This window comes from Burkholderia sp. BE12, assembly GCF_002959955.1.
Taxonomy (GTDB): domain Bacteria; phylum Pseudomonadota; class Gammaproteobacteria; order Burkholderiales; family Burkholderiaceae; genus Burkholderia.
On sequence record NZ_PREY01000020.1, the window covers coordinates 101,556 to 124,897 of the forward strand.

Here is a 23,342-nt window from a genome sequence, read left to right on the forward strand (position 1 = left end):
TGCCTGATACGGTACGCGTTGCGAAAATGAACGGGAATTAGCCAGTTTTGCAAACGAGGCTTGCATGAATGAACAGCGGATGTCCTGGGACGACTTGCGGCTCGTGCTGGCCGTGGCGCAGGCGGGATCGCTCGGGGGCGCCGCGCGCCGGCTTGGCGTCAGCCACGCGACGGTGTTCCGCCGCCTGGCGGCGATCGAGGCCGCGCTGCGCGTCAGGTTGTTCGAGCGGACCCGAACCGGGTACGCACCGACGTCGGCCGGCGCGGACGTGGCGGCTGCCGCCGAGCGGATCGAGGACGAAGTGCTTGGCGTTGAGCGGCGCGTGGCGGGCCGCGACGTGCGGCCATCGGGTACGGTGCGCGTGACGACGACCGATACCCTGCTGTCGGGCCTGCTGTCGCCGGTATTCGCGGCGTTCCGGCGGGCCTGCCCGGAGATCGGGCTGGACGTGTCGGTATCGAATGCGGTATTCGATCTGTCGAAGCGCGAGGCCGACGTGGCGATCCGACCGTCGTCGTCTCCGCCCGAATCGCTGATCGGTCGCCGGATCGGGACCATCGAGCAGGCCGTTTATGCGGCCCCGGCATGGGGCGCATGCGACGACATCGAATGGGTCGGCCCGGATCCGCGAATGGGTTACCGGCCGCTGGAGAAATGGATGCGCGCGCAGGGCGCCGACACGCGTTGTGCCTATCGGGCCGATACGCTGCTTGGCTTGTTCGCTGCCGCCCGCGCGGGCATCGGCGCGGCCGTGCTGCCGTGCTATTTGGCCGACGGCGACCCGGATCTCGTGCGGATCGGCGGCCGGATCGACGCACTGGCGACGGACCTGTGGTTGCTGACCCATACCGATCTTCGCGACACCGCGCGGATTCGTGCGTTCTCGTCGTTTGTCGCGACGTCGATCGACGCATTGCACACGCGTCTTGCCGGCGCGTAGCGCGTCGGTCGGTGCCGGGCGCGCCATTCGTCATGCCGCGCTGCGGCCGATTCAGTCCGCCGTGCGTTTCGCGCGCTTCGCGTGCATTGGCGCGGCCCGGGCCGGCAGCGCCGGCGTTTGCCCGAGCCGCGCCTTCATCGCATCGATGAACGCCCGCACCTTCGGCGACGGCAGCCGCGTGGACGGATACACCGCATGGATCCCGGCCGGCGCGGTGCGCCAACCCGGCAGCAGCCGCACGAGCCGACCGGCTGCGACGTCGTCCGCGGTCGAGAAATCCGTCAGTAGCCCGAAACCGCCGCCCGCGAGCACGATCGCGCGGCAGGCGGTCGCGGTGTTCGACACCACCGGCGCGACGCAGCGCACCGACGCGTGGCCGCCGCGCGCGTCGTCGAGTTCGAGCGTATGCGGGCGCGGCAGCGACGACAACATCACGAACGGCAGCGCGGCGAGCGCCTCCGGATCGCGGGGCAGCCCGTGTCGCGCGACGAACGCCGGGCTCGCGACCAGCCATTTCTCGTAGGTGCCGAGCTGTACCGCGCGATGGTTCGAATCGGCGAGGCGGCCGATGCGGATCGCGACGTCGAGGTTGTCCGCGACGAGATCGACGACGCGGTCGTTCGCGACGAGTTCGACGGCGAGCGCCGGATGCCGGTCGCGCAGCGCGACGACGGCCGGCGCGACGACCAGCGCGCCATAGTCGATCGGCACGCTCACGCGCAGCGTGCCGCGCAGCGGCCCGGCGTCGGACGACACCGCGTCGAGCGCGGCTTCGGTGGCGCGCACGATGTCGCGGCACGCGTCGTAGAACACGCGCCCGGCATCGGTCACGCTCAGCCGCCGCGTCGTGCGTACCAGCAGGTTCGCGCCGACCTCCGATTCGAGGCGCTGCATGTGCGTGCTGACGACCGTCTTCGCGAGGCCGAGCCGCTCGGCCGCGGCCGTCAGTGAGCCGGCCTCGACCACCGCGACGAAGATCGCCAGCCGGTTCAGGTTCACGTCGCGCAGATCAGCCATCGTTGATTGTCCTATGGAAACGGATAATGTTTCCTCGATTATCCGTCTTCTGGCGACGAACGGCGAGCGCTACGCTGGAGCCGTTCGTCGCCGATCCCCGGCGGCGCGAGCTTCCGGAGTGTTTCCATGTCTGTCGCCAGCAAGCCTGCTTCGCCGATCCGCGTTTATTCGTTCCTGTTGTCCGGGCACGCGCACCGTGTCCGGCTGTTCCTGTCGCTGCTCGGGCTGCCGTCCAGGACCATCGACGTCGATCTCGCGGCCGGCGCGCAGCGCGAACCGGCATTTCTCGCGCTCAATCCGCTCGGGCAGGTGCCGGTGATCGACGACGACGGCACCGTGATCGCCGACTCGAACGCGATCCTCGTGTACCTCGCGAAGCGCTACGGCGACGCGCACTGGCTGCCCGACGATCCGGTCGGCGCGGCCGTCGTGCAGCGCTGGCTGTCGTACGCGGCCGGCCCGATCGCATCCGGCCCGGCCGCCGCACGGCTCGTGACCGTGTTCGGCGCACAGCTCGACCCGGAAGCGGCCAAGCGCACGGCCGCGAAGGTGCTCGACGTGATCGATCGCGAGCTGGCCGGCAAGCCGTTCGCGGCCGGCGCGCAGCCGACGATCGCGGACATCGCCGCGTACACGTACATCGCGCACGCACCGGAAGGCGGTGTGTCGCTCGAACCGTATCCGCACGTGCGTGCGTGGCTGGCGCGTATCGAGGCGTTGCCGGGCTTCGTCGCGATGCCGACGACGCGCGCGGGCCTGCTCGCCGCTTGACGCTCACGGCCACCGCGCCTGTCAGGAGAACGCAATGAATGCGCCGAGCACCGTCGTACCGGGCTGGGAACTCGACACCGCGCCGTTTCACGCGGGCGAGCTTGCCGTGCAGCAGCGCGCAGGCGTGACGGACGCGGCGTGCGCGGCCGGCCGGCGCGGCATCCGGCGTTTCATGCCGGACCAGCACCGGACTTTTTTCGCGCAACTGCCGTTCTTCGTGCTCGGCGGTGTCGATGCGCATGGTCAGCCATGGGCGACGCTGCGGGCCGGTGCGCCCGGTTTCGTCACGTCGCCGGACGCCCGCACGCTGCGCATCGCGGCGCGCGCGCTGCCGGGCGACCCGCTGGCCGGCACGTGGCAGGCGGGCGCGCCGTTCGGCGGGCTCGGGATCGAATTCGATACGCGGCGGCGCAATCGCGTGAACGGCGTCGTGCGCGCGGCGGACGGCGATGCGCTGACGATCGCGGTCGAGCAGAGCTTCGGCAATTGCGCGAAATACATCCAGGGCCGCAAGCCGACCTTCGTCGCACGGGACGTCGACGCATCCGTCGCGCCCGATGTGTCCGACGCGCTGAGCGACGCGGACCGCGCGCTGCTCGCGCAGGCCGATACGTTCTTCGTCGCGAGTGCGAACACGTCGCCCGACGCGGGCGCGGCGCGCGGCGCGGACGTGTCGCATCGCGGTGGAATGCCGGGCTTTGTGCGCGTCGACGATGCCCGCACGCTGACGACGCCCGATTTCAGCGGCAACCGGTTCTTCAATACGCTCGGCAACCTGCAGCACGATCCGCGGGCGGGGCTGCTGTTCGTCGATTTCGACAGCGGCGATGTGCTGTATGTCGCCGCGCACGCGGAGATCGTGTGGGACGGGCCGGTCGTTGCGTCGTTCGACGGCGCGCAGCGCGTCGTGCGTTTTCATGTGCGGGAAGTGCGGCGCGTGCGGGCGGTGCTGCCGTTCCGGTGGTCGGCGGTCGAGCGCGCGCCGCAGTTCGCGGCGATGGCAGCGTCGTCGGGCGACGCGGCGGCAACGGCCGGGCCCGTGCCGTCCGCGGCCGCGCCGGCATCGGCGCCCGCATGGCGGCCGCTGCGCATCGCGAAGATCGTCGACGAAGCGCGTGCGATCCGGTCGTTCCATTTCGAACCGGCGGATGGCGGCGCATTGCCTGTATACGAAGCCGGTCAACACCTGACGCTGCGCATCGCGCTGCCGGGCAGCGACGCGCCGTCGATTCGCAGCTACACGCTGTCCGATGCACCGGGCGGCGCGCATTACCGGATCACCGTGAAGCGCGAGGGGCGCGTATCGGCGTGGCTGCACGACCATGCGCGGGCGGGCATGACACTCGACGCGCAGATGCCGCGCGGCCGCTTCGCGTTCGATCTCGCGAGCCCGCGCCCGGCCGTGCTCGTGTCGGCCGGCATCGGCATCACGCCGATGGTCGCGATGCTGCGCCGGGCGCTGGCCGACGACATGCCGTCGCGCCGAGTCGTGTTCGTGCACGGCGAACGCGAAGCCGCCGAGCGGCCGTTTGCCGCGGAACTGACTCGCATCGCGGCCGCCGATGAGCGCCTGTCGATTCACTGGTTCGACAGTCGTCCTGAAGAAGGGACGGCAGCGCAGGCAGGCCGCATCGACATCGCGCAACTGAAGCGGATCCTGTCGTTCGACGACTACGACTTCTACCTGTGCGGGCCGTCGGCGTTCATGCGCGACCTGTACGACGGGCTGCGCGCGCTGAACGTGCCGGACGAGCGTATCCGTTTCGAGGCGTTCGGGCCGTCGAGCGTCTCGCGCAGTGCGACCCGCTCGGCTGCCGCGCCCACGGCGGCCAGCGTGCCGGTCGTGTTCCGGCGCACGGGGCGCGAAGCCGCATGGACACCCGCCGACGGCACGCTGCTCGAATTCGCGGAAGGGCAGCGCGTGGCCGTGCCGTCGGAATGCCGCTCGGGTTCGTGCGGCACGTGCGCGACGCGCGTGCTGTCCGGCGCGCTCGACTACGAGCAGACGCCCGATGCGCCGGTCGCATCCGGCTGCGCGCTGCTGTGCGTCGCGCGGCCCGCGCAAGGGGCCACGGAGCCGCTCGTGCTCGACCGCTGACGCGCGTGCGACATGCGGCCGCGGCTGGCCTGCTGCGCGAAAAGCGCGCGCAACTGCTTCTTTTTTCGGATGCCGTCCGGCTCGGCGATAGCGTCAACCGATTCGATAAAGGAGCCCGTCATGAAACTGCTCGGCATGGCGCGCCTGGTCCTGTGGAGTTTCTTCGGCGTGCGCAACAGCTAGGCGCGCGACCGATCTCGCGAACGCCAACTTCACGCTGCTGCCGTTCGTGGCGATCCTCCTCGCGCTGCCGGTCGGCGCGGTCATTTACGGCGTCGTGCATCTGGTCGTCGATCCGACCGTGACGATGCAGGGGTTCTGAGCGAACGGCCGATGCACCGGTAGCGGGCCGCTATTCCCGCTCCGGTTACAGGCGTTCTGCCCGGCGCACCATGACGCCGGGGTCGGAGGCCGGCGCGCACGATGCGGATCGTGAGCGCATCGTTGCCGTTGTGGTTATCGTTGCCGCTGCCGCTGCCGCTGCCGCTGCCGCTGCCGCTGCCGCTGCCGTTGTCGTTGCCGCTGCCGTTGTCGCGCCGTCCGCGCCGCTTGTTCCCGTTCCCGCCTTCTCCGTTTCCCGATCCGCCCGATTCCGCGGCCCTTCGCCCCGCCCGGGGTAAAATGCGCGCCACGCCGCGATGTCGCGCGCCGGGCAGGCCGCCGTTCCGATGAACGGCCGGCGCGCATGCCCGCCGCCCGCACCGGGGCGTTCGAAGCGTCCCCCGCATGACACGACCGCGCGAGGCAGCCGGCCGCACGACAGGCACCCGACGAACCCGTCGGCCGCTGCGTCGTTTCCGGCGCGTCCTCCGAATCCGATGTCCCATCCTGCGTTGTTCCGACCGGTCGGCCCGCTTGCACGCCGCATGGTCCGGTTCGTCCGATGAATATCGTGTCGACGCACGCGTGCGGTGACGAGCGCGGCAGCGTCCGCGGGCGTACGCTTCGCAGCTTCCAACGGGTTTCGACAGGGTCGAGTGGCGAGTTTTCCTTCCAGAACGATGACGGTGAATAGAACAACAGCGGCGCCCGCACGGCGGCGGCGCGCGAAGGTCGGGCTCGGTGTCGGCCTCGGCGTCACGCTTTTCGCGGCGCAGGCCGCGGCGGCACCGGGCGACACGCCCGCACCGGGCGCAGACGCGACCGGCAACGCGACGCTGCCCGCGATCACGGTGAGCGGCGAGCGCAGCCACCCGCTGCGGGCGCGCGAAGCGTCGGTCGCGGGGCTCGACGACGCGCCGCTGCGCGACACGCCGGCGTCGGTGAACGTCGTCACGCGCGCGCTGATCGACGATCAGCAGGCGAAGCGCTTGAGCGACGTCGTGCGCAACGATGCATCGGTCGTCAACGACTATGCGCCGGTCGGCTATTTCGAAGGCTTCGCGATTCGCGGCTTTCCGGTCGATCTCGCGAGCGCGATCCGGATCGACGGACTGACGGTGTCCGGCGAGCAGAACGTGCCGCTCGAGAACAAGGAGCGCGTCGAGATCCTGAAAGGGCTGGCGGGCATCGACAGCGGCGTCGTCGCGCCGGGCGGCGTGATCAACTTCGTGACCAAGCGCTCGGCGAACGTCGCGAGCGTGACGGGCGGCGTCGACAGCCGCGGCTCGACGTCGGCGGCCGTCGATCTCGGCCGCCGCTTCGGCCCCGACCATCAGTTCGGGTTCCGGATCAATGCGGCGAAGGAGAACATGCACTCCTATATCGACGGCACGAACGGGCGGCGCACGTTCGGCTCGATCGCCGCCGACTGGGACATCGGTCCGCGCGCGAGCCTGCAGCTCAATGCCGAATTCCAGCAGTGGATCCAGCGTTCCGCGCCCGGCTACCAGTTGCTCGGCGGCACCGTCGTGCCGTCGGTCAAGACGACGTCGAAGGCGCTCGGCACGCAGCCGTGGGCGAAACCGGTGACGACCGATGCGCTGAACCTGAACGCGCGTTTCGACTATCAATTCAACGACGACTGGAAGGCCTACGTCGCCGCCGGGCGCAGTCGCACGATGATCGACGACAACAGCGCGTTCGCATACGGCTGCTCGTATGCGGCAAGCTGCGCGGCCGGCGCGACGTCGCCGTTCTTCTTCGGCGCGAACGGCGACTACGACGTATACGATTTCCGCAGCCCCGGCGAATACCGGCGCAACGACGATCTGCGCGCGGTCACGACGGGCAAGTTCGCGACCGGCCCGCTGCGGCACGAGCTGACGCTCGGCGTGAGCGTGCAGCGCCGCGTCGTGCACATGGCCGACGCCGTGTACGACTACGTGGGCAGCGAGAACGTCTACGGGCCCGACCTGACCTTCTCGCCGTCGCCGAATTCGCCCGGGCCGTCGTATCCGCGCCTCGATGCGTGGCAGTACGGCGTGTTCGGGCTCGACCGCATCAGCATCGGCGAACACTGGCAAGTGCTCGCGGGCGGCAAGGAAGTGCTGCTGCGCCAGCGCAGCTGGAGCAGCGCCGACGGCGACACGACGCATACCGACCGCTCGGTGTTCCTGCCGCAGGTCGCGCTCGTCTACAAGCCGGTGAACGTGCTGTCGCTGTATGCGTCGTACAGCAAGGCGCTGTCGCTCGGCGACCAGGCGCCCGTGCGCGCGACCAACGCGTATGCGTTCCTGCCGCCCGTCGAATCGCACCAGTTCGAGGTCGGCGCGAAATACGACTGGCTCGACCGATTGAGCCTCACGGCGGCCGTGTTCTCGATCAGCAAGCCGTTCCAGTTCGCCGACCCGGACGCGTCGGGCACGACCTACACGTTCGTGCAGCGCGGCACGCAGCGGCACCAGGGAATCGAGCTCGGCGCGGCCGGTCGCGTGACCGAGCGGCTGGGGTTGACGGCCAGCGTCGCGGCGATCCGCGCCCGCGCGGTCGATTCGGGCTCGCCGGCCTACGAAGGGCACCAGATCATCAACGTGCCCGCGCTGCGCGCGTCGCTGTATGCGGACTACGCGGTGCCGGGCATCGCGGGCCTGAACATGCTCGGCGGCGTGGAATACAGCGCGGCGCGCAACGCGAACGAGGAAGGCACCGCGCGCGTGCCGTCGTGGTTCGTGTTCAATCTTGGCGCGCGTTATACGACGAAGATCGGCGGCCATCGCACGGTGTTGCGCGTGTCGGTGGACAATCTGTTCAACAAGTTCTACTGGCGCGACGCAGGCGAGCAGCAGGGCGATGCGTACCTGTTCCCGGGCGCGCCGCGCACCGCGCGCGTGTCGTTGACCTATGATTTCTGACCGACCGGAATCGGCTGCGTGACGCGCGGCCCCGGCAGCCCATCAGGAGACCACAGACGATGTCCCCACTCGAAATCGCCGGCGTGATCGTCAGCGCGCTCGCGATCTGGCTGACCGCGAAACGACGCATGCTGTGCTGGCCGGTCGGCCTCGCATCGGTCGCGCTGTACGGCTGGATCTTCTTCGACGCGAAGCTGTATTCCGACATGCTGCTGCAGGGCGCGTTCGCGGTGCTGCAGGTGTACGGCTGGCAGCGCTGGCTCGCGCAGCGCGCGAGCGAGGCCGCCGGCGGTGCCGACGGCGAGGCGGCGCCAGCCGGCGATGTCGCGCCCGTGACCGGCGTGCGGCCACGGCAGATGCTGCCCGACCTGATCGCGGCCGTCGTCGGCAGCGCGCTGCTCGGCGGGATGATGGCGCGCTGGACCGATGCGGCGCTGCCGTTCGTCGATGCGTCGCTGACCGCGTTCAGCCTCGTCGCGCAATACTGGACCGCACGGCGCTACATCGCGTCGTGGGGGCTGTGGATCGTCGTGAACGTCGTGTACGTCGGGATGTTCGTGTTCAAGGAACTGTATCTGACGGCCGGACTCTATGCGCTGTTCGTCGGGTTGGCGGTCATCGGCTGGCGCGACTGGAGCCGGACGGCCGCCGCATTGCGCGCGGCCGCCGCCGGCCCGCTCGCATCGGGCGGCGGCGCGCGCTGATTCGCGCACGGATTCAACTACGGAGCAACGCCGTTCATGTCATTCCCCCTCGAGCCGGACGGCCCCCTGTCGCGCGACGTCGCGCCGCCGCAATTCGGCGTGGACGGCGAGCAGGCCGAACGCGACTGGCCGCTGATGACGCACGATGAAGTGGCGGCCGTGCTCGCGCGGATCGACGGCGCGGGCGAGCCGGTGCGGCTGACGTGGCACAGCCCGCGGCAGTTCGCGGCGGCCGTGCTGGTGCGAATGGCGGACGGGCGCGGGTTGTTCGTCAAGCGTCATCACGCGAGCCTGCGCGATGTCGCGGGGCTCGAGGAAGAGCATCGCTTCATCGCGCATCTGCGCGCACGCGGCGTTCCGGTGGTGGACGTGCTGGCCGATCGCAACGGTGCGACCGCGTTTGCGTCCGGCGAATGGACGTACGAGGTGCACGTGCTCGCGCCCGGCGTCGATCCGTATCGCGGCGTGATGTCGTGGCAGCCGTTCACGCATCCTTCGCATGCGTATGCGGCCGGCCGCGCGCTGGCCGAACTGCATCGCGCGTCGGCCGGCTACGATGCGCCCGCGCGGCCCGTGCGCACGCTGCTGTCGAGCTTCCGCGTGCTGTCGTCCGCCGATCTGGCGGGTGCGCTCGAACGCTGGGTCGACGCGCAGCCGCTGCTCGTGCGCGCGCTCGGCTCGCGCGACTGGCGTGGCGACGTGGCCGACGCGATCGGGCCGTATCACGCCCGCCTCGTGCCGCTGCTGCCCGCGTTGTCGCCGCTGTGGACGCACGGCGACTGGCACGCGTCGAACCTGTTGTGGACCGATGCGGGGCCCGGTGCGCAGGTCCGGACCGTGCTCGATTTCGGCTTGTCGGACCGCACCTGCGCGGTGATGGACCTCGCGCTCGCGATCGAGCGCAATACGGTCGACTGGATGGCGCCGGCCGATGCGCGGCGCATCGAATACGACCAGATCGACGCACTGCTCGACGGCTACGAATCGCTCGAACCGTTGAGCGACGACGCGTATGCGGCGCTGGTCGCGCTGCTGCCGATCGTGCATACGGAGTTCGCGCTGTCGGAAGTCGCGTATTTCGGTTGCATCATCGATGCGCCGGCGATCGTCGACATCGCGTACGACGGCTACCTGATCGGGCACGCGCGCTGGTTCGGCGAGCGCGACGGGCGACAACTGCTCGACTGGCTCGTGCAGCGGCGGCGCGCGAAGCAAGGGCTTGCCTGATTCTGGGGAATAGGCTGATAGCCTCTCGGCGGTTGGCGTGTCGCAGCGAAGGCTGCGTGGCACGATCGTGCGCGCCGGGCGCCGCCCCGGCATCAACCGGGGATTGAACACCTTGAAGCCGCTCCAGGGTCAAGCGGTTTGATGCGGGCGCACCGGCATGCCGGCGCGCCCGTTCCGATCAAAGCTGCGCGAGCGCCTGGTCGAGATCGGCGAGCAGGTCGTCGATATGCTCGATGCCGATCGACAGCCGCACCGTTTCTTCCTTCACGCCGGCCTTCGCGAGTTCGGCCGGCGACAGCTGACGGTGCGTGGTCGATGCCGGGTGCGTCGCGAGCGACTTCGTATCGCCGATGTTGACGAGCCGTGTGAACAGCTTCAGCGCATCCTGGAACTTCGCGCCGCCGTCGCGGCCGCCCTTCACGCCGAACGTCAGGATGCCCGGCGCGCGGCCCGACAGGTAGCGCGCGACGAGCGGATGATCGGGGTGATCGGGCAGGCCTGCGTAGTTCACCCATTCGACGTGCTCGTGGCGCGCGAGATGCTGAGCGATCTTCAGCGCGTTGTCGCTGATCCGCTCGATACGCAGTGCGAGCGTCTCGATCCCTTGCAGGATCTGGAATGCGTTGAATGGGGAGATCGCCGCGCCCATGTTGCGCAGCGGCACCACGCGGGCGCGGCCGATATAGGCGGCCGCTCCGAACGCGTCGGTATAGACGACACCGTGATAGCTGACGTCCGGCTCGTTCAGCCGCTTGAAGCGGTCCGCGTGTTCGGCCCACGGGAACTTGCCCGAATCGACGATCGCGCCGCCGAGGCTCGTGCCGTGCCCGCCGAGATACTTCGTCAGCGAATGCACGACGATGTCCGCGCCGTGTTCGAACGGGCGCAGCAGATACGGCGACGGCACCGTGTTGTCGACGATCAGCGGGATGCCGTGGCGATGCGCGATCTCGGCGAGCGCGGCGATGTCGGTGATGTTGCCGAGCGGGTTGCCGACCGATTCCGCGAAGATCGCCTTCGTGCGCGTATCGATCAGCGGTGCGAACGATGCGGGATCGCGCGGATCGGCGAAGCGCGTGGTGATCCCGTATTGCGGCAGCGTATGCGCGAACAGGTTGTAGGTGCCGCCATACAACGAACTCGCGGACACGATGTTGTCGCCGGCTTCGGCGATCGTCTGGATCGCGTACGTGACGGCGGATTGCCCCGACGCGAGCGCGAGCGCGCCGATGCCGCCCTCGAGCGCGGCGATCCGCTGCTCGAGCACGTCCGTCGTCGGGTTCATGATCCGCGTGTAGATGTTGCCCTGGACCTTCAGGTCGAACAGATCGGCGCCGTGCTGCGTGTCGTCGAATGCGTACGCAACGGTCTGGTAGATCGGGACGGCGACCGCGCGCGTGGTCGGATCGGGACGATAACCGCCGTGCACGGCGATGGTTTCGAGGCGCCAGTTCGGATTGGCCTGATCGGTCATGGGTGCTCCGTTTGTTGTTGTGAAGGTCGAGGGTCCTGCCGTCCGGCGATTATAGGAGCACGTGTATGGCTGCTCTTAGAACGAATGGTGTGTTGCTTATCGCGGCGTGGCGCATAGAATGCCTTTTTCCGCAGACGAAAGGTGCGCGATGGATCAGGATCGGTGGAACCAGGTGGATGCGTATTTCTCGGCGACGCTCGTGCCGTCCGACGCCGCGCTCGACGCCGCGCTGGCCGCGAGCGACGCGGCCGGATTGCCGGCGATCAACGTCGCGCCGAACCAGGGCAAGCTGTTGCAGTTGCTCGCGACGATCCGCGGCGCGCGGCGGATCCTCGAAGTCGGCACGCTCGGCGGCTACAGTACGATCTGGCTGGCGCGCGCGTTGCCGCCGGGCGGTTCGCTCGTGACGCTCGAGCTGAACCCCGCACACGCGAAGGTCGCGACGCAGAACATCGCGCGTGCGGGGTTCGCGGCGGTCGTGTCGGTGGTGGTCGGCAGCGCGAAGGAGAGCCTCGCGCGGCTCGTCGACGCCGGCGAGGCGCCGTTCGATTTCATCTTCATCGATGCGGACAAGGACAACAACGCCGTTTATCTCGACGCGGCGCTGAAGTTGTCGCGGCCCGGCACGGTGATCGTCGTCGACAACGTCGTGCGGAACGGGCGCGTGGCCGATCCCGGCAATCGCGAGCCGGACGTGGTCGGCGTGCGCGACGGATTCGCGCGCCTCGCGGCCGAGCCGGCGCTCATGACGACCGCCGTGCAGACGGTCGGGCAGAAGGGCTGGGACGGATTCTCGATCTCGATCGTCGGCGCCGCGTGACGTGACGCGTCAGTGCGGGCTGTCGGCCGCATCGGCCCGGCGATACAGGCGCGGCCATTGAGCCTGGAACAGACCGTTGCAGGTGCCGTGCGTCGCGAGGTCGTCGAGCACGAAGCGCCGGCCGTCGAACACCCACGACGCGGTCGAGCCGCAATCGCCGGCGCTGCGCAACCGGACCGTGCTCGACAGCGTCGCGCTGGCGGAATCGTAGCCGGCGTCGGTCAGCTCGTTCGCGAACGACGCCGAATCGAGGCCCGCGCTCGCGTTCTCGCCGAAATTCATCGCGGCCGGCATGTACGGAGCGCTGCGGCGCACGCGATACCACAGGTCGGTGTGGTTATACAGGCTGCTGGTCTGGCACGGGATCGCGACGAGCGCCTCGTCGGACGAAATCGCGACGGCTCTCGACGCTTTCCTGCGGTCGCTCGCCGACATTTCGTCTTCGACATCGGCCGCACATTGCTTAACGTCGGCGCCGAATTTCGCGAGGACCGCGTCGACGAGCGGACGCTGTTCGGCGATCGACAGGGTCGAGGCGGCCGGCGGCGCGGGCGTGACCGCGGGCGGCAGTGCGGGCGCGGTCGGCACCGACGACGCAGGCCGGGTGCCGGGGCGCAACAGCGCCGTGACCGTGCCGACGCGACCCTGCGTGTCGTCGATCAGCAGCAGCGCGGCATTCAACCCCGCCAACGGCGTCCGCGCGGTGTGCGCCGACGCCGGATCGCCAAAGCTCAGCAGTTGTGCATTGCGCGCCGCGGCGAGCCACGCGGCCACCGTGGCCGGATCGTTGGTCCGGACCCGGAACGGGTGCGCTTCGTCGTCGGCCGTGTCGCCGAACGCATGCCATTGCGCCGGCATCGCATCGAACGGCCGGCCATCGACGCGTGCGGTGCGCAAGTCGATCGGCGCCGATGCGTAGAGGTCGAGCGACGGTTGCGCGTCCGGGCCGGCATCGCGCGTCACGCGCAGGATGAGGGTGGGACGTGCATCGTCGATATCGTCGGCGTGACTTTCCGCGATACAGCGATTGCCGTTGTCGCAGACGACCGACCAGCTCTTGAAATCGCGCTCGACCGGCGGCCGCGCGAGCGGGCGAGCCTGCGCGGCGAGCGGGGAAGCGGCGAGGAGGGCGGCGAGGGCAAGCGAAAGGCGGTGCGACATGACGGTTCGTATCGGCTGTGAACGGGCGGGCGGAAGGAAGACGTCGGACTGCAAGCGCATCGTCAGCAAGCGGTGCACGTCGAGTGCAGCCGCGCACGACGCGGTGCGCTGTGCCGAATGAGACCAAGAGTATACCGCCGCACCGGGGCTGCGTTCGGCGCGACGACGCGTAGCGTGCGGGCACGCACGTTGCTCACCGGCAGCCGGCGGGCGTGTGCAGATGCGGAAACGGCGATGCCCGCAGGCATCGCACCGTTTGTCTTTCATCGACCGTCGACCACGTCGCGCAGGAACGTATCGAGCATCGCCACATCGCCCCACGGCCGCTTGTATTCGCGATCGTGTTCGGCATCGGCGAGCATCGTCTCGACGAGCGCATGGATCGCGGGCCGACGCGGCCCGTATTCGCTTTCGCTCGCGCTCATCTTCAACGCGAGCAACGCATCGAGCTCCCCGCGCACCGCCGGCTCGTGCACCGTGCCTTCGACGAGATCCGCGAAGCGCATCGGCGGCATGCCGAGTCCCATGTCGATCCAGCGCACCGCGAGCAGCGGTCGCAGCACGTACAGGTACTTCTTGTAACGCACCGTGTCGCCTTGCAGGTAGCCGCGAAAGTTCTTCTTCGCCATCGCGAGGTAGTGATGACGCCCGCGCACCGGCGAGAAGAACGCCGACGCCAGCGACCTCAGCCGCGGCGCCCAGCGCGCGTCTTCTCGATACACGACAGGCGAGTCGAGCCATTCGAGCAGCGTCGGGTTCGACCGGCGCAGCAGTTGTAGCGTCTTGCGCAGCTCCCAGCCGCTGACGTCGAGCTCGTCGTCGAGCGGCCGCTCGATCACGTCGCGTTGCGGTTCGACACTCAGGTACCAGTCGCGCCGGTGCACGTACACGAAGCGCACGTCGTAATCGCTGTCCGGCGATGCGAAGCCCCAGCCGCGGCTGCCCGATTCGCATGCGAACAGCACGCTCACGTCGTGGCGGCGCTCGACTTCCGCGAGTTCCGCCATCACGCGCGCACGCACGGCCGGGTCGACCGGATGTGCGCTGCGCACGGTTGTCATTGCCTTATCCGTATTCATTCTTGTTGTTTCCTTTTCGTTGCGTGCGGCCGCCGGCCATCGGCCGCGCGCCGCGCTATCCTTTCACGCACACCACCTGGCGCAGCGTATGCACCACTTCGACGAGGCTGCGCTGGGCCGCCATCACCGCGTCGATATCCTTGTAGGCCATCGGGATTTCGTCGACGACGCCCGCGTCCTTCCGGCATTCGACGCCCTGCGTCGCCTTCGCCTGATCGTCGGCCGTGAAGCGGCGCTTCGCTTCGGTGCGGCTCATCGTCCGGCCCGCGCCGTGGCTACACGAGCAGAAGCTTTCCGGGTTGCCGAGCCCGCGCACGATGAAGCTCTTCGCGCCCATCGAGCCCGGAATGATCCCGAGCTGGCCCTTCTGCGCGGACACCGCGCCCTTGCGCGTCACGAGCACGTCTTCGCCGAAGTGGCGTTCGCGCTGCACGTAGTTGTGATGGCAGTTCACCGCGTGCTCGTCGAGCGCGAACGGCTTCGTGATCACGCCGCGCGCCGCGCCGATCACCGCGTCCATCATCGCCTGTCGGTTGCGCCGCGCGTAGTCCTGCGCCCAGCCGACCGCTTCGACGTAATCGTCGAAGTGCCGGCTGCCTTCGGTGAAATACGCGAGATTGCGGTCCGGCAGGTTCGCGATGTGCTGCCGCATGTCGGCCTGCGCGAGTTCGATGAACAGGCTGCCGATCGCGTTGCCGACGCCGCGCGAGCCGCTGTGCAGCATGAACCACACGTGGTCCGCTTCATCGACGCATACTTCGATGAAGTGATTGCCGGTGCCGAGCGTGCCGAGATGCGCGTAGTGGTTCGTCTTTTCCAGCTTCGGATACTTGTCGACGATCCGCTGGAAGCCCGGTTGCAGCGACTTCCATGCGTCGGTCACGGCGGCCGGCGTGCGATCGCCCCACGCGCCCGGGTCGCGGCGGCCCGGCGCGCGGCCGTGCGGCACCGCGCGCTCGATCGCGCTGCGCAACCCGACAAGCGAGTCCGGCAGATCGGACGCCGTCAGCGTCGTGCGCGCCGCCATCATCCCGCAACCGATGTCGACGCCGACCGCGGCCGGAATGATCGCGCCTTTCGTCGGAATCACGCTGCCGATCGTCGAACCCTTGCCGAGGTGCACGTCCGGCATCACCGCGACGTGGCCGAAGATGAACGGCATCCGCGCGGTGTTGCGCAGTTGCGCGCGCGCTTCGTCCTCGACGGCGACGCCTTGCGTCCACATCTTCACCGGCTTGCCGTTCGCCAGTTCCATCACCTGATAATCCGTTTCAGTCATTTGCTTCACCATTCATTCATTTGCGCGGCGCGGCACACGTGCGCCGCACCGTTTCATACCCTAAGCGCCCTTGATGCTGACGAGTCCGTTCAGCACCTGGTCGAGACCGCCGAACACCGAGATGCGGTCGATCCGTTCCGCGACGCGCTCGAGCGTTTCCAGCTCCTTGAGCCGCAGCGCGGTCGGGTTTTCTTCCATTACCTTCGCGGTGTTCAGCAGCGAACGCGTGGCCGCCGTTTCCTCGCGGCGGCGAATCACGTTCGCCTGCGCGGATTTCTCCGCTTCGACCACCTGCGCGAGGATCGTCTTCATGTCGCCCGGCAGCACGATATCCTTCACCCCGACGCTGCGCACGTCCACGCCCGAGTTTTCGAGGCGCGCACGCACCTGTGCGATCACGACCTCGTCGATCGACTGCTTGTCTTCCAGCAGCTCGTCGAGCGAGCGCGTACCGACGGCCGCACGCAGTGCGAACTGCAGCTCGCGATACAGGTGCTCGACCGGTTTCTGCAACTGGCCGAACGCATGCAGCACGTCCGCATAGCGCCACGTCGCCGACAAGTTCAGCCGCAGCGCGACCTTGTCGCGCGTCAGGATTTCCTGACCGCCGACTTCGAGCGCCTGCACGCGCAGGTCGACCGGTTCGACCGCGACGTCGCGGTTGAAGCGCCAGAACCCCGACGTACCCGCGTCCAGCAACCGCTCGATCTTGCCGTCGATCTTCAGTACACCGACGTGGTACGCCGGCACTTGCACCAGCAGCACGCCCGTCAGGCCCGTCACGCCGCGCGCACGCAGCGACGGCTGCGCGATGCGCTTCACGAGCGCGGCGGGCAGCATGCTGTCCTGCGCGAGATCGATGCGCTCCAGCCGATGCGCGGTCAGGCCGCGCCAGTACAGCCGGCGCGTGCCCGGCGCCAGGATTTCGACGAGCACGTCGTCTTCATAGCGCAAGCCGGCTTCGTCGTCGGCCAGATCCATCGCGACGAAATACCGCGCGAGCACGTCCTGTGCGTCGTGCCGCAGGTAATCGGCCAGCGCTTCGTCGGCGAGCGGCGCGTCGAGACGCGCGGTCTGCACCGACAGGCGCTTGAACGGATCGAAGGCCTTGAACACGCCCGGTTCCAGCACCTTCACGAAATCGCCCTCGCTCATCAGCAGCGCGCGTTCGTTCTTCTTCACTACATGACGTTTCCACATATTCTTGTCCTTTTCTTCAATGGCCGCCGGGTGACGCGCATCGTTCGGATCGTGATGCGACGCAATCGGGCAGGCGGCGCGCTGGCCGGCGTCGACGTGCATGGCGACGCCTCCTGCATTGCGTCGTCGTGCGCATTCGCGCGGGCCGTGCGGCCGCCCGGCCGATCGCGCGGAACCGCAATCGGTCCGACGCGCGGCGGGCCTCGCGGCCCGCACCGGCGGGTACTGCTTTTCATACGAGACCGTCCTTGCGGACAGCGTTCGAGCGGGATTCGAACCCGCCACCGGCCGGCTTTCGCCGGCTGCTCGACCTGAATGAGCTTCCGAACAATGGGCGCCCCGGGATTCGAACCCGGGCGAAGCATCCTGGCGCGCGCCCCTTTGCCGTCGTCTGTCCATGGCGGCATGCGCTGCCGCGACGAACGAGGTTCGGCGGCGGCGCACCAGCAGGGCGTGTGAACCCTGGCTCGTGGGCCAGCGGGACATCCGGCGCCTTTATTTAGCGAGGAGCGTGCCAGCGGCGTCGCGGGCCTGCGCAAAATTTCTCAGGTGATTGAAATTAAAGGGAAATTGTTTGCCTCTCGCGGCCGGGTACCGATGCTTGCCGCATCGTGTCGTCATGAATATCCGATACAATTGGATCACTTCTTATCCTATGAGATAAACATGCGCAAAACCGTCGCAATCGGCTTTCTCGGCACAGTGCTCGATCAGGGCGGTCGTGCGCCGCGCCGCCACCGCAAATGGCGGCCGACGATCTCGTTGTGCGAGCAGCCCGACCTGCCGATCGACCGACTCGAGTTGCTGCATCCGCTGAGCTACACGCGCCTTGCCAACCAGGTTCGGGACGATCTCGCGCGCCTGTCGCCGCACACCGACGTGCGGCTCACGCCGGTCACGATCCACGATCCGTGGGATTTCGAGGAGGTCTATGCGACGCTGCACGACTACGCACGTGCGTATCCGTTCGACCTCGAACACGAGGATTACCTGATCCACATCACGACTGGCACGCACGTCGCGCAGATCTGCTGGTTCCTGCTGGCGGAAGCGCGCTACCTGCCCGCCCGCCTCGTGCAGACGGGGCCGCCGCAGCGAACCGACGAGGGGCCGAGCGGGCCGGGGACGATCTCGGTGATCGATCTCGACCTGTCCCGCTACAACCGGATCGCGCAGCGCTTCACGCGCGAGCGCGACGAAACGGTGTCGTTCCTGAAGGCCGGCATCGCGACGCGCAACGCGCGCTTCAATGCGCTGATCGAGCAACTCGAGCGCGTGGCCGTGCGTTCGCGCGCGCCGATGCTGCTGGTCGGGCCGACGGGGGCCGGCAAGTCGTTTCTCGCGAAGCGCGTGTACGAGCTGAAGCGCGGCCGCCATCGGCTCGCGGGGCCGTTCATCGAGATCAACTGCGCGACGCTGCGCGGCGACGCGGCGATGTCGACGCTGTTCGGTCACGTGAAGGGCGCGTTCACGGGGGCGCAGTCGGCGCGCGCGGGGCTGCTGCGCGCGGCGGAAGGCGGGCTGCTGTTTCTCGACGAGATCGGCGAACTCGGGCTCGACGAACAGGCGATGCTGCTGAAGGCGATCGAGGAGAAGCGTTTCCTGCCGGTCGGCGCGGACGTCGAGGCGACCAGTGATTTCGAGCTGATCGCGGGCACGCACCGCGACCTGCGGCAGATGGTGGCGGCCGGTACGTTCCGCGAGGATCTCTATGCGCGGATCAACCTGTGGACTTACGAATTGCCGGGGCTCGCCGAGCGCCGCGAGGACATCGAGCCGAACCTCGAATTCGAGCTCGACCGTTTCGGCCGCGAGCAGGGCGAGCAGGTGCGTTTCAACGTGGAGGCGAAGCGGCGCTATCTTGCGTTCGCGGCATCGCCGCGCGCGACGTGGGCCGGCAATTTCCGCGAACTGTCGGCCTCGGTCACGCGGATGGCGACGCTGGCCGAGGCGGGGCGGATCACCGAGGCGCTCGCCGAGCAGGAAGTCGAGCGGCTGACGCGCACGTGGTCGTCGTCGGGCGGCGCGGGGGCATCCGATGCGTGCGTCGACGCGGTGCTCGGTGCGCGTGCGGCGGAACTCGACCTGTTCGACCGTGCGCAGCTCGAAGGCGTGCTCGACGTGTGCCGTACGTCGGCGAGCCTGTCGGATGCCGGCCGCACGCTGTTCGCGGTGTCGCGGCAGAACAAGAAGCAGCCGAATGATGCGGACCGGTTGCGCAAGTATCTCGCGCGGTTCGGGCTCGATTGGGACGGCGTGCGGCGCTCGCTCGATGGCTTGTGATGACGAGAGGGGTGCGCGTGATGTCCGTGCCGCGTTGGGCGGTTGCGCCGCACGATTCCGGTATGCGTATGCGGTGGACACGCTGCCCGCCGCCGGCTGACGCAATCGATGCGCGCGCATTCAGGCGCGCTCATGCGCGGCAGATCGCGATGATCTCCGCGCTGGTCGCCTCGTCGAACGGCGCATGCTGCCAGTCGCCGCGCCAGTCGGCCGACGCGAAACCGGCCGCCGCCACGCGGGCCTGCAATTCGGATTGAGCGATGAAACGCAGCCGGCTCGTATTCGTCAACACCGTATCGTCGCGGCGGAAGCAGTAGTGCGTGTCGAACGTCACGATCGCGCCGTCGACCGCCCGCACCGCGTGATGGAGATCGACGATGCCGAATGCGCGGGATTCGACGCTGCGTGCCGACTGCGCGGGCGTCCATGCTCGCCACGGTTCGGTGCGCGGGTTGCGGGTGTCGAACAGGAAGCGGCCGCCGTCGGCGAGCACGTGTCGCACGCCGTGCAGCGTCGCGTCGATGTCGTCGTCGCTCAGCAGGCATTGGAACGCATGCCCGGTCATCACGACCGCATCGAAGGGCGCACCGGGCGGCAGGCCGCCGAGCCCGCAAGCGAACCAGCGCACGGCGTCGGCGCCCGGCTGGCGTCGCGCGTAATCGATCATTGCCGGTGCGGGATCGATCGCGACGACGTCGTGCCCGGCCGCCGCGAGCCGTCGTGCGAACGTGCCGGTGCCGCAGCCGAGATCGAGGATGCGTTGCGGCGCGGCGCCGATCGCGGCGGCGTAGAACGCGAAGTCCCGATCGCCCGCGTTGAACAGGTCGTACACCGCGACGAGGCGCGGGTCGGTGTAGAGCAGGTCGGCGCCGGCGCGCGTCATGCGGCCGCGCGCATCAGCGCTGCTGCACGGCCACGCGCAGCCCGAGCGCGATGAAGATCGAGCCGATGATCTTGCCCTGCCAGCGCGTGAGCCACGTGAGCCGCTTCACGACGCGGCCGAGCGGGCGGATCGAGCACGCGAGCAGCGTCGTGTAGAGCGAGCTCAGCACAACGAAGATCAGCCCGAGCACCGCGAACTGCACGAACGTCGAGCCGCGCTCCGGATGCACGAACTGCGGCATGAACGCGAGAAAGAACAGCGCGGTTTTCGGATTCAGCACTTCGGCGGGAATCGCCTGCAGGTACGCCTTGAGCGGCGTGACGGGCGACACCTGCGGCAGCGACGGATCGGCAGCCTTCTCGAGCAGCGCGCGCACGCCGAGATAGATCAGGTACGCGGCGCCCGCCAGCTTCACGACGTTGAATGCGAGCGCCGACGTCATCAGCAGCGCGGACAGCCCGACGGCCGCGAACAGCGTATGCACGAAGTCGCCGCTCGCGACGCCGAGGCCGGTCAGGATGCCGGTCTTGCGCCCGCCCTGCACGGTGCGGCTCAGCACGAGCAGCACGGCGGGCCCGGGGATCAGGAACAGGCCCAGAACGACGGCCGTGAAGGTGGTCAGCGTGGTCAGGTCGAACATGGCGGCTCCGGCAGGTTGGCGCAGCGGCAGGGGATCGGCGCATTGTATTCGGTTCGGCGCACGGCCGCAGACGCCTCGTCGAACGGCACGGCCGCGCCGGCACCTTTCTGGTATAAGCACGAAAGGACGCGCCGGCGTCCGGCCTTTTCCACAGCCCGTCGTTCCATGCGCGACCTTCCACCGATTACCGATCCCGCCGCGGACGCCGACGTCTATCACGTGCCGCGTCCGCTCGTGGTGTTCGGCGGCTCGGTCGTCGAACCCGAATGGCGGCTGGAGCGGCACAGCCATCGTCAGGCGCAACTGCTCTACACGCTGAGCGGCGTCGTCTATTGCGAGATCGACGGCGGCGTGTGGAGCGCGCCGCCGCAATGCACGGTGTGGATTCCGGGCGACGTCCCGCATGCGGCGCGCGGCTCGGCCGGCGCGACCTTCTACGCGGTACTGGTCGAACCCGACGCGGCGCTCGACCTGCCCACGCGCTGCTGCACGCTGGCCACGTCGCCGCTGTTGCGCGAGCTGCTGCTGAAGGCGGCCAGCTTCCCGAACCTGTACGACGTCGACGGGCCGCAAGGGCGGCTGGTGGCGACGCTGCTCGACGAACTCGTCGCGGCGCCGGTCGAGGACTTGTACCTGCCGATGCCGGCCGACCGCCGGCTGCGCAAGCTGATCGACCATCTGCTCGACGATCCGGCCGACAAGTCGCCGCTGCCCGAACTCGCCCGGCGCGCGGGCATCAGCGAGCGCAGCCTCACGCGCCTCGCGACGAAGGAACTCGGGATGAGCCTCGGCGACTGGCGCCGGCGGCTGCACGTCGCGCTGTCGCTGCGGATGCTGACGACCGGCCGCCGCGTACACCAGATCGCGATCGATCTCGGCTACGAGAGCGCGAGCAGCTTCGTCACGATGTTCCGCAAGGCGACCGGCAAGTCGCCGACGCAATTCCTGACCGACCGGCAACGCTGAACGGCCGGAGTGCGCGCCCGCGCACCGTTTGGCCGGATTGAAAAATCAGTTGGCCGGGATGAGAAATGACGCATCGGGTGTCGATCCATAAAATGAGAATCGTTCTCATCTGGAGGTCGACATGCAAATCGTCACGACTGAATTCCCGTTCGTCTGGCTGCGTTACAGCGGCTCGATTCACACCGATCCCACCCGCCTGATTGCCGAACTCGACGCGCTGCTGGCGCGCCGCGAACGCTTCGTTCTTCTGACCGACGATGCGCCGTCCGGCGACGATCACGCCGACAACGATCACGAGATACGCAAGCAGCTCGCGAAGTGGAGCAAGGCCAACCGCGCGCTGTCGCGCGAATGGATTCCCGGGATGATCGCGATCGAGCCCAATGCGGCGCGGCGCGTGGCGCTCAATGCCTTTTCGGGCGCCTTCGAGAAGGTCTGGGGGTATCCGCTGAATGCGGCGGCGAGCCGCGACGACGCGCTGGCGCTCGCGCAACGGCTGCTCGCCGAACCGGCGCGCAGCGTCGCGGCGGCGAACGCCTGACCGACGGCCGCGCGGGTCGCGCGGCTTGCGTCGACATCGACATCGACACGCACGCACGGGGCGCGAACGCGCGCCGCGGCATATCGCAACCACGCAGAGGTGTTGGGTGGACAATCCGATCCGCGCGATGCGCATCTTCACGCGCATCGTCGAAATGAACAGCTTTACGCGCGCGGCGCAGGCGCTCGGCATTTCGCGCGCCACCGCGACGCGCACCGTGCAGGAGCTCGAAGCGGCGCTCGGCATGCCGTTGCTGGTGCGCACGACGCGCGCGTTGCGGGCGACGCCCGAAGGCGACGCGTACTACCGGCGCTGCGTCAGCATCACGGCGGACGTCGACGAGCTCGAAGCCAGCATCCGCGGCGCCGCGCTGCATCCGAGCGGGCCACTGCGCGTCGAATTGCCGGCGTCGGTGGCGGGCGCGATCGTGTTGCCGGCGCTCGGCGAATTTCACGCACGGCATCCCGATCTCGAGCTGATGCTCGCCGTGGCCGGGCGCGCGGTCGATCGCATCGGCGACGCGATCGATTGCAGCATCCGGCTCGGTACGTTGCCCGATTCGTCGCTCGTCGCGCGCCGGCTCGGCTCGCTCGAGCGCGTGACGTGCGCGAGCCCCGCGTATCTCGACCGCTTCGGCGTGCCGCGCACGCCCGACGAGCTGGGCGCGCATCGCGCGGTAGGCGGGTCGCACGTATTCGGCCAGCGTCCGGCCGAACTCGAGTTCGTGGTGGACGACGCGGTGCGCAAGGTGCGGCTCGACGGCATCGTCGGCGTGGACGACGAGCAGGCGTATCTCGCATGCGGCGTGCACGGCCTCGGGCTGATCCAGCCGACGCGTGTCGCCGCGCAGCCGCTGATCGAGGCGGGGCGGTTGAGGGAAGTGCTGCCGGGCTGGCAGCCCGATGCGCTGGCCGTATCGGCCGTCTACGTGAAGCGCCCGCATGTGTCGCCCGGCGTGCGCGCGTTCGTCGACTGGATCGCCGAGCGTTTCGTGCAGGCCGGGTATGAGCAGGAAGGGCTGGCGGC

The 23,342-nt window shown here is 68.8% G+C and carries 19 protein-coding genes, 1 tRNA gene and 1 pseudogene; 12 read left to right on the plus strand and 9 right to left on the minus strand.

What is annotated here, in order from left to right; all coding sequences use genetic code 11:
• The first annotated feature begins 64 nt into the window (after positions 1 to 64).
• A complete protein-coding gene (locus C4B30_RS22525) occupies positions 65 to 940 on the plus strand; it encodes a LysR family transcriptional regulator (RefSeq protein ID WP_105133038.1) in 876 nt (291 codons plus the stop codon).
• Between the two features lie 51 nt (positions 941 to 991).
• Here the strand turns inward: C4B30_RS22525 and C4B30_RS22530 are convergent, their stop codons facing one another.
• On the minus strand, positions 992 to 1,957 hold the full coding sequence (locus tag C4B30_RS22530; RefSeq protein ID WP_105133039.1) for a LysR family transcriptional regulator: 966 nt from the start codon (positions 1,955 to 1,957) through the stop codon (positions 992 to 994).
• 126 nt (positions 1,958 to 2,083) lie between these two features.
• On the opposite strand from C4B30_RS22530, the gene C4B30_RS22535 reads away from it, so the two are divergent.
• From C4B30_RS22535 to C4B30_RS22565, 6 genes and pseudogenes are all read left to right on the plus strand, one after another.
• The gene (locus C4B30_RS22535; protein ID WP_089501313.1) at positions 2,084 to 2,728 is read left to right on the plus strand and encodes a glutathione S-transferase family protein; all 645 of its coding nucleotides are present in this window, start codon (positions 2,084 to 2,086) and stop codon (positions 2,726 to 2,728) included.
• A gap of 34 nt (positions 2,729 to 2,762) precedes the next feature.
• Positions 2,763 to 4,826, plus strand: a complete 2,064-nt coding sequence (locus C4B30_RS22540) for a pyridoxamine 5'-phosphate oxidase family protein (RefSeq protein WP_105133040.1) — start codon at positions 2,763 to 2,765, stop codon at positions 4,824 to 4,826.
• Between the two features lie 120 nt (positions 4,827 to 4,946).
• Positions 4,947 to 5,148, plus strand: a pseudogene (locus C4B30_RS22545) (DUF2970 domain-containing protein).
• Between the two features lie 679 nt (positions 5,149 to 5,827).
• On the plus strand, positions 5,828 to 8,059 hold the full coding sequence (locus C4B30_RS22555) for a TonB-dependent siderophore receptor (RefSeq protein ID WP_105133041.1): 2,232 nt from the start codon (positions 5,828 to 5,830) through the stop codon (positions 8,057 to 8,059).
• Between the two features lie 59 nt (positions 8,060 to 8,118).
• The gene (pnuC, locus tag C4B30_RS22560) at positions 8,119 to 8,763 is read left to right on the plus strand and encodes a nicotinamide riboside transporter PnuC (RefSeq protein ID WP_105133042.1); all 645 of its coding nucleotides are present in this window, start codon (positions 8,119 to 8,121) and stop codon (positions 8,761 to 8,763) included.
• A gap of 36 nt (positions 8,764 to 8,799) precedes the next feature.
• Positions 8,800 to 9,990, plus strand: a complete 1,191-nt coding sequence (locus tag C4B30_RS22565) for a phosphotransferase enzyme family protein (protein ID WP_105133043.1) — start codon at positions 8,800 to 8,802, stop codon at positions 9,988 to 9,990.
• A gap of 178 nt (positions 9,991 to 10,168) precedes the next feature.
• On the opposite strand, the gene C4B30_RS22570 is transcribed toward C4B30_RS22565, so the two are convergent.
• Positions 10,169 to 11,464, minus strand: a complete 1,296-nt coding sequence (locus C4B30_RS22570) for an O-acetylhomoserine aminocarboxypropyltransferase/cysteine synthase family protein (protein ID WP_105133044.1) — start codon at positions 11,462 to 11,464, stop codon at positions 10,169 to 10,171.
• Between the two features lie 148 nt (positions 11,465 to 11,612).
• On the opposite strand from C4B30_RS22570, the gene C4B30_RS22575 reads away from it, so the two are divergent.
• Positions 11,613 to 12,284, plus strand: coding sequence for an O-methyltransferase (locus tag C4B30_RS22575; protein WP_027782390.1), 672 nt, complete (start codon positions 11,613 to 11,615; stop codon positions 12,282 to 12,284).
• 9 nt (positions 12,285 to 12,293) lie between these two features.
• On the opposite strand, the gene C4B30_RS22580 is transcribed toward C4B30_RS22575, so the two are convergent.
• The 5 genes from C4B30_RS22580 to C4B30_RS35390 form a co-directional block, all read right to left on the minus strand.
• A complete protein-coding gene (locus C4B30_RS22580; protein WP_105133045.1) occupies positions 12,294 to 13,445 on the minus strand; it encodes a DUF1176 domain-containing protein in 1,152 nt (383 codons plus the stop codon).
• A gap of 263 nt (positions 13,446 to 13,708) precedes the next feature.
• The gene (locus C4B30_RS22585) at positions 13,709 to 14,524 is read right to left on the minus strand and encodes a nucleotidyltransferase domain-containing protein (RefSeq protein ID WP_105133046.1); all 816 of its coding nucleotides are present in this window, start codon (positions 14,522 to 14,524) and stop codon (positions 13,709 to 13,711) included.
• 55 nt (positions 14,525 to 14,579) lie between these two features.
• Complete coding sequence (locus tag C4B30_RS22590; protein ID WP_089502301.1) at positions 14,580 to 15,803, minus strand: RtcB family protein; 1,224 nt, start codon at positions 15,801 to 15,803, stop codon at positions 14,580 to 14,582.
• 60 nt (positions 15,804 to 15,863) lie between these two features.
• Positions 15,864 to 17,003 (minus strand): slipin family protein, encoded by a 1,140-nt coding sequence (locus C4B30_RS22595; protein WP_105133060.1) that lies wholly within the window; start codon positions 17,001 to 17,003, stop codon positions 15,864 to 15,866.
• 257 nt (positions 17,004 to 17,260) lie between these two features.
• Positions 17,261 to 17,333: transfer RNA gene (locus C4B30_RS35390), tRNA-Phe, on the minus strand.
• A 336-nt stretch (positions 17,334 to 17,669) separates the two neighbouring features.
• Here C4B30_RS35390 and rtcR point away from each other — a divergent pair.
• On the plus strand, positions 17,670 to 19,286 hold the full coding sequence (gene rtcR, locus C4B30_RS22600; protein ID WP_105133047.1) for an RNA repair transcriptional activator RtcR: 1,617 nt from the start codon (positions 17,670 to 17,672) through the stop codon (positions 19,284 to 19,286).
• Positions 19,287 to 19,416: 130 nt separating this feature from the next.
• Here the strand turns inward: rtcR and C4B30_RS22605 are convergent, their stop codons facing one another.
• Positions 19,417 to 20,169, minus strand: coding sequence for a class I SAM-dependent methyltransferase (locus tag C4B30_RS22605; RefSeq protein ID WP_105133048.1), 753 nt, complete (start codon positions 20,167 to 20,169; stop codon positions 19,417 to 19,419).
• A 13-nt stretch (positions 20,170 to 20,182) separates the two neighbouring features.
• Positions 20,183 to 20,809 carry a LysE family translocator gene (locus tag C4B30_RS22610; protein WP_105133049.1) on the minus strand — a complete coding sequence of 209 codons (627 nt, stop codon included), beginning with the start codon at positions 20,807 to 20,809 and terminating at the stop codon, positions 20,183 to 20,185.
• A gap of 165 nt (positions 20,810 to 20,974) precedes the next feature.
• Here C4B30_RS22610 and C4B30_RS22615 point away from each other — a divergent pair, with 165 nt between their 5' ends.
• The 3 genes from C4B30_RS22615 to C4B30_RS22625 form a co-directional block, all read left to right on the plus strand.
• Complete coding sequence (locus C4B30_RS22615) at positions 20,975 to 21,775, plus strand: AraC family transcriptional regulator (RefSeq protein ID WP_089501322.1); 801 nt, start codon at positions 20,975 to 20,977, stop codon at positions 21,773 to 21,775.
• A gap of 121 nt (positions 21,776 to 21,896) precedes the next feature.
• A complete protein-coding gene (locus tag C4B30_RS22620) occupies positions 21,897 to 22,316 on the plus strand; it encodes an ATP--cob(I)alamin adenosyltransferase (RefSeq protein WP_105133050.1) in 420 nt (139 codons plus the stop codon).
• Positions 22,317 to 22,422: 106 nt separating this feature from the next.
• A partial coding sequence (locus tag C4B30_RS22625; RefSeq protein ID WP_105133051.1) for a LysR family transcriptional regulator occupies positions 22,423 to 23,342 on the plus strand: 920 nt, incomplete at its 3' end.

What these genes read in the sequence shown, in the direction of transcription:
- C4B30_RS22580 (WP_105133045.1), bottom strand. Translation starts at nt 13,445, where the DNA reads ATGTCGCACCGCCTTTCGCTTGCCCTCGCCGCCCTCCTCGCCGCTTCC.
- C4B30_RS22535 (WP_089501313.1), top strand. Translation starts at nt 2,084, where the DNA reads ATGTCTGTCGCCAGCAAGCCTGCTTCGCCGATCCGCGTTTATTCGTTC.
- C4B30_RS22540 (WP_105133040.1), top strand. Translation starts at nt 2,763, where the DNA reads ATGAATGCGCCGAGCACCGTCGTACCGGGCTGGGAACTCGACACCGCG.
- C4B30_RS22590 (WP_089502301.1), bottom strand. Translation starts at nt 15,803, where the DNA reads ATGACTGAAACGGATTATCAGGTGATGGAACTGGCGAACGGCAAGCCG.
- C4B30_RS22620 (WP_105133050.1), top strand. Translation starts at nt 21,897, where the DNA reads ATGCAAATCGTCACGACTGAATTCCCGTTCGTCTGGCTGCGTTACAGC.
- C4B30_RS22610 (WP_105133049.1), bottom strand. Translation starts at nt 20,809, where the DNA reads ATGTTCGACCTGACCACGCTGACCACCTTCACGGCCGTCGTTCTGGGC.
- C4B30_RS22585 (WP_105133046.1), bottom strand. Translation starts at nt 14,524, where the DNA reads ATGAATACGGATAAGGCAATGACAACCGTGCGCAGCGCACATCCGGTC.
- C4B30_RS22565 (WP_105133043.1), top strand. Translation starts at nt 8,800, where the DNA reads ATGTCATTCCCCCTCGAGCCGGACGGCCCCCTGTCGCGCGACGTCGCG.
- rtcR (WP_105133047.1), top strand. Translation starts at nt 17,670, where the DNA reads ATGCGCAAAACCGTCGCAATCGGCTTTCTCGGCACAGTGCTCGATCAG.
- C4B30_RS22530 (WP_105133039.1), bottom strand. Translation starts at nt 1,957, where the DNA reads ATGGCTGATCTGCGCGACGTGAACCTGAACCGGCTGGCGATCTTCGTC.
- pnuC (WP_105133042.1), top strand. Translation starts at nt 8,119, where the DNA reads ATGTCCCCACTCGAAATCGCCGGCGTGATCGTCAGCGCGCTCGCGATC.
- C4B30_RS22605 (WP_105133048.1), bottom strand. Translation starts at nt 20,169, where the DNA reads ATGACGCGCGCCGGCGCCGACCTGCTCTACACCGACCCGCGCCTCGTC.
- C4B30_RS22595 (WP_105133060.1), bottom strand. Translation starts at nt 17,003, where the DNA reads ATGTGGAAACGTCATGTAGTGAAGAAGAACGAACGCGCGCTGCTGATG.
- C4B30_RS22570 (WP_105133044.1), bottom strand. Translation starts at nt 11,464, where the DNA reads ATGACCGATCAGGCCAATCCGAACTGGCGCCTCGAAACCATCGCCGTG.
- C4B30_RS22555 (WP_105133041.1), top strand. Translation starts at nt 5,828, where the DNA reads ATGACGGTGAATAGAACAACAGCGGCGCCCGCACGGCGGCGGCGCGCG.
- C4B30_RS22575 (WP_027782390.1), top strand. Translation starts at nt 11,613, where the DNA reads ATGGATCAGGATCGGTGGAACCAGGTGGATGCGTATTTCTCGGCGACG.
- C4B30_RS22525 (WP_105133038.1), top strand. Translation starts at nt 65, where the DNA reads ATGAATGAACAGCGGATGTCCTGGGACGACTTGCGGCTCGTGCTGGCC.
- C4B30_RS22615 (WP_089501322.1), top strand. Translation starts at nt 20,975, where the DNA reads ATGCGCGACCTTCCACCGATTACCGATCCCGCCGCGGACGCCGACGTC.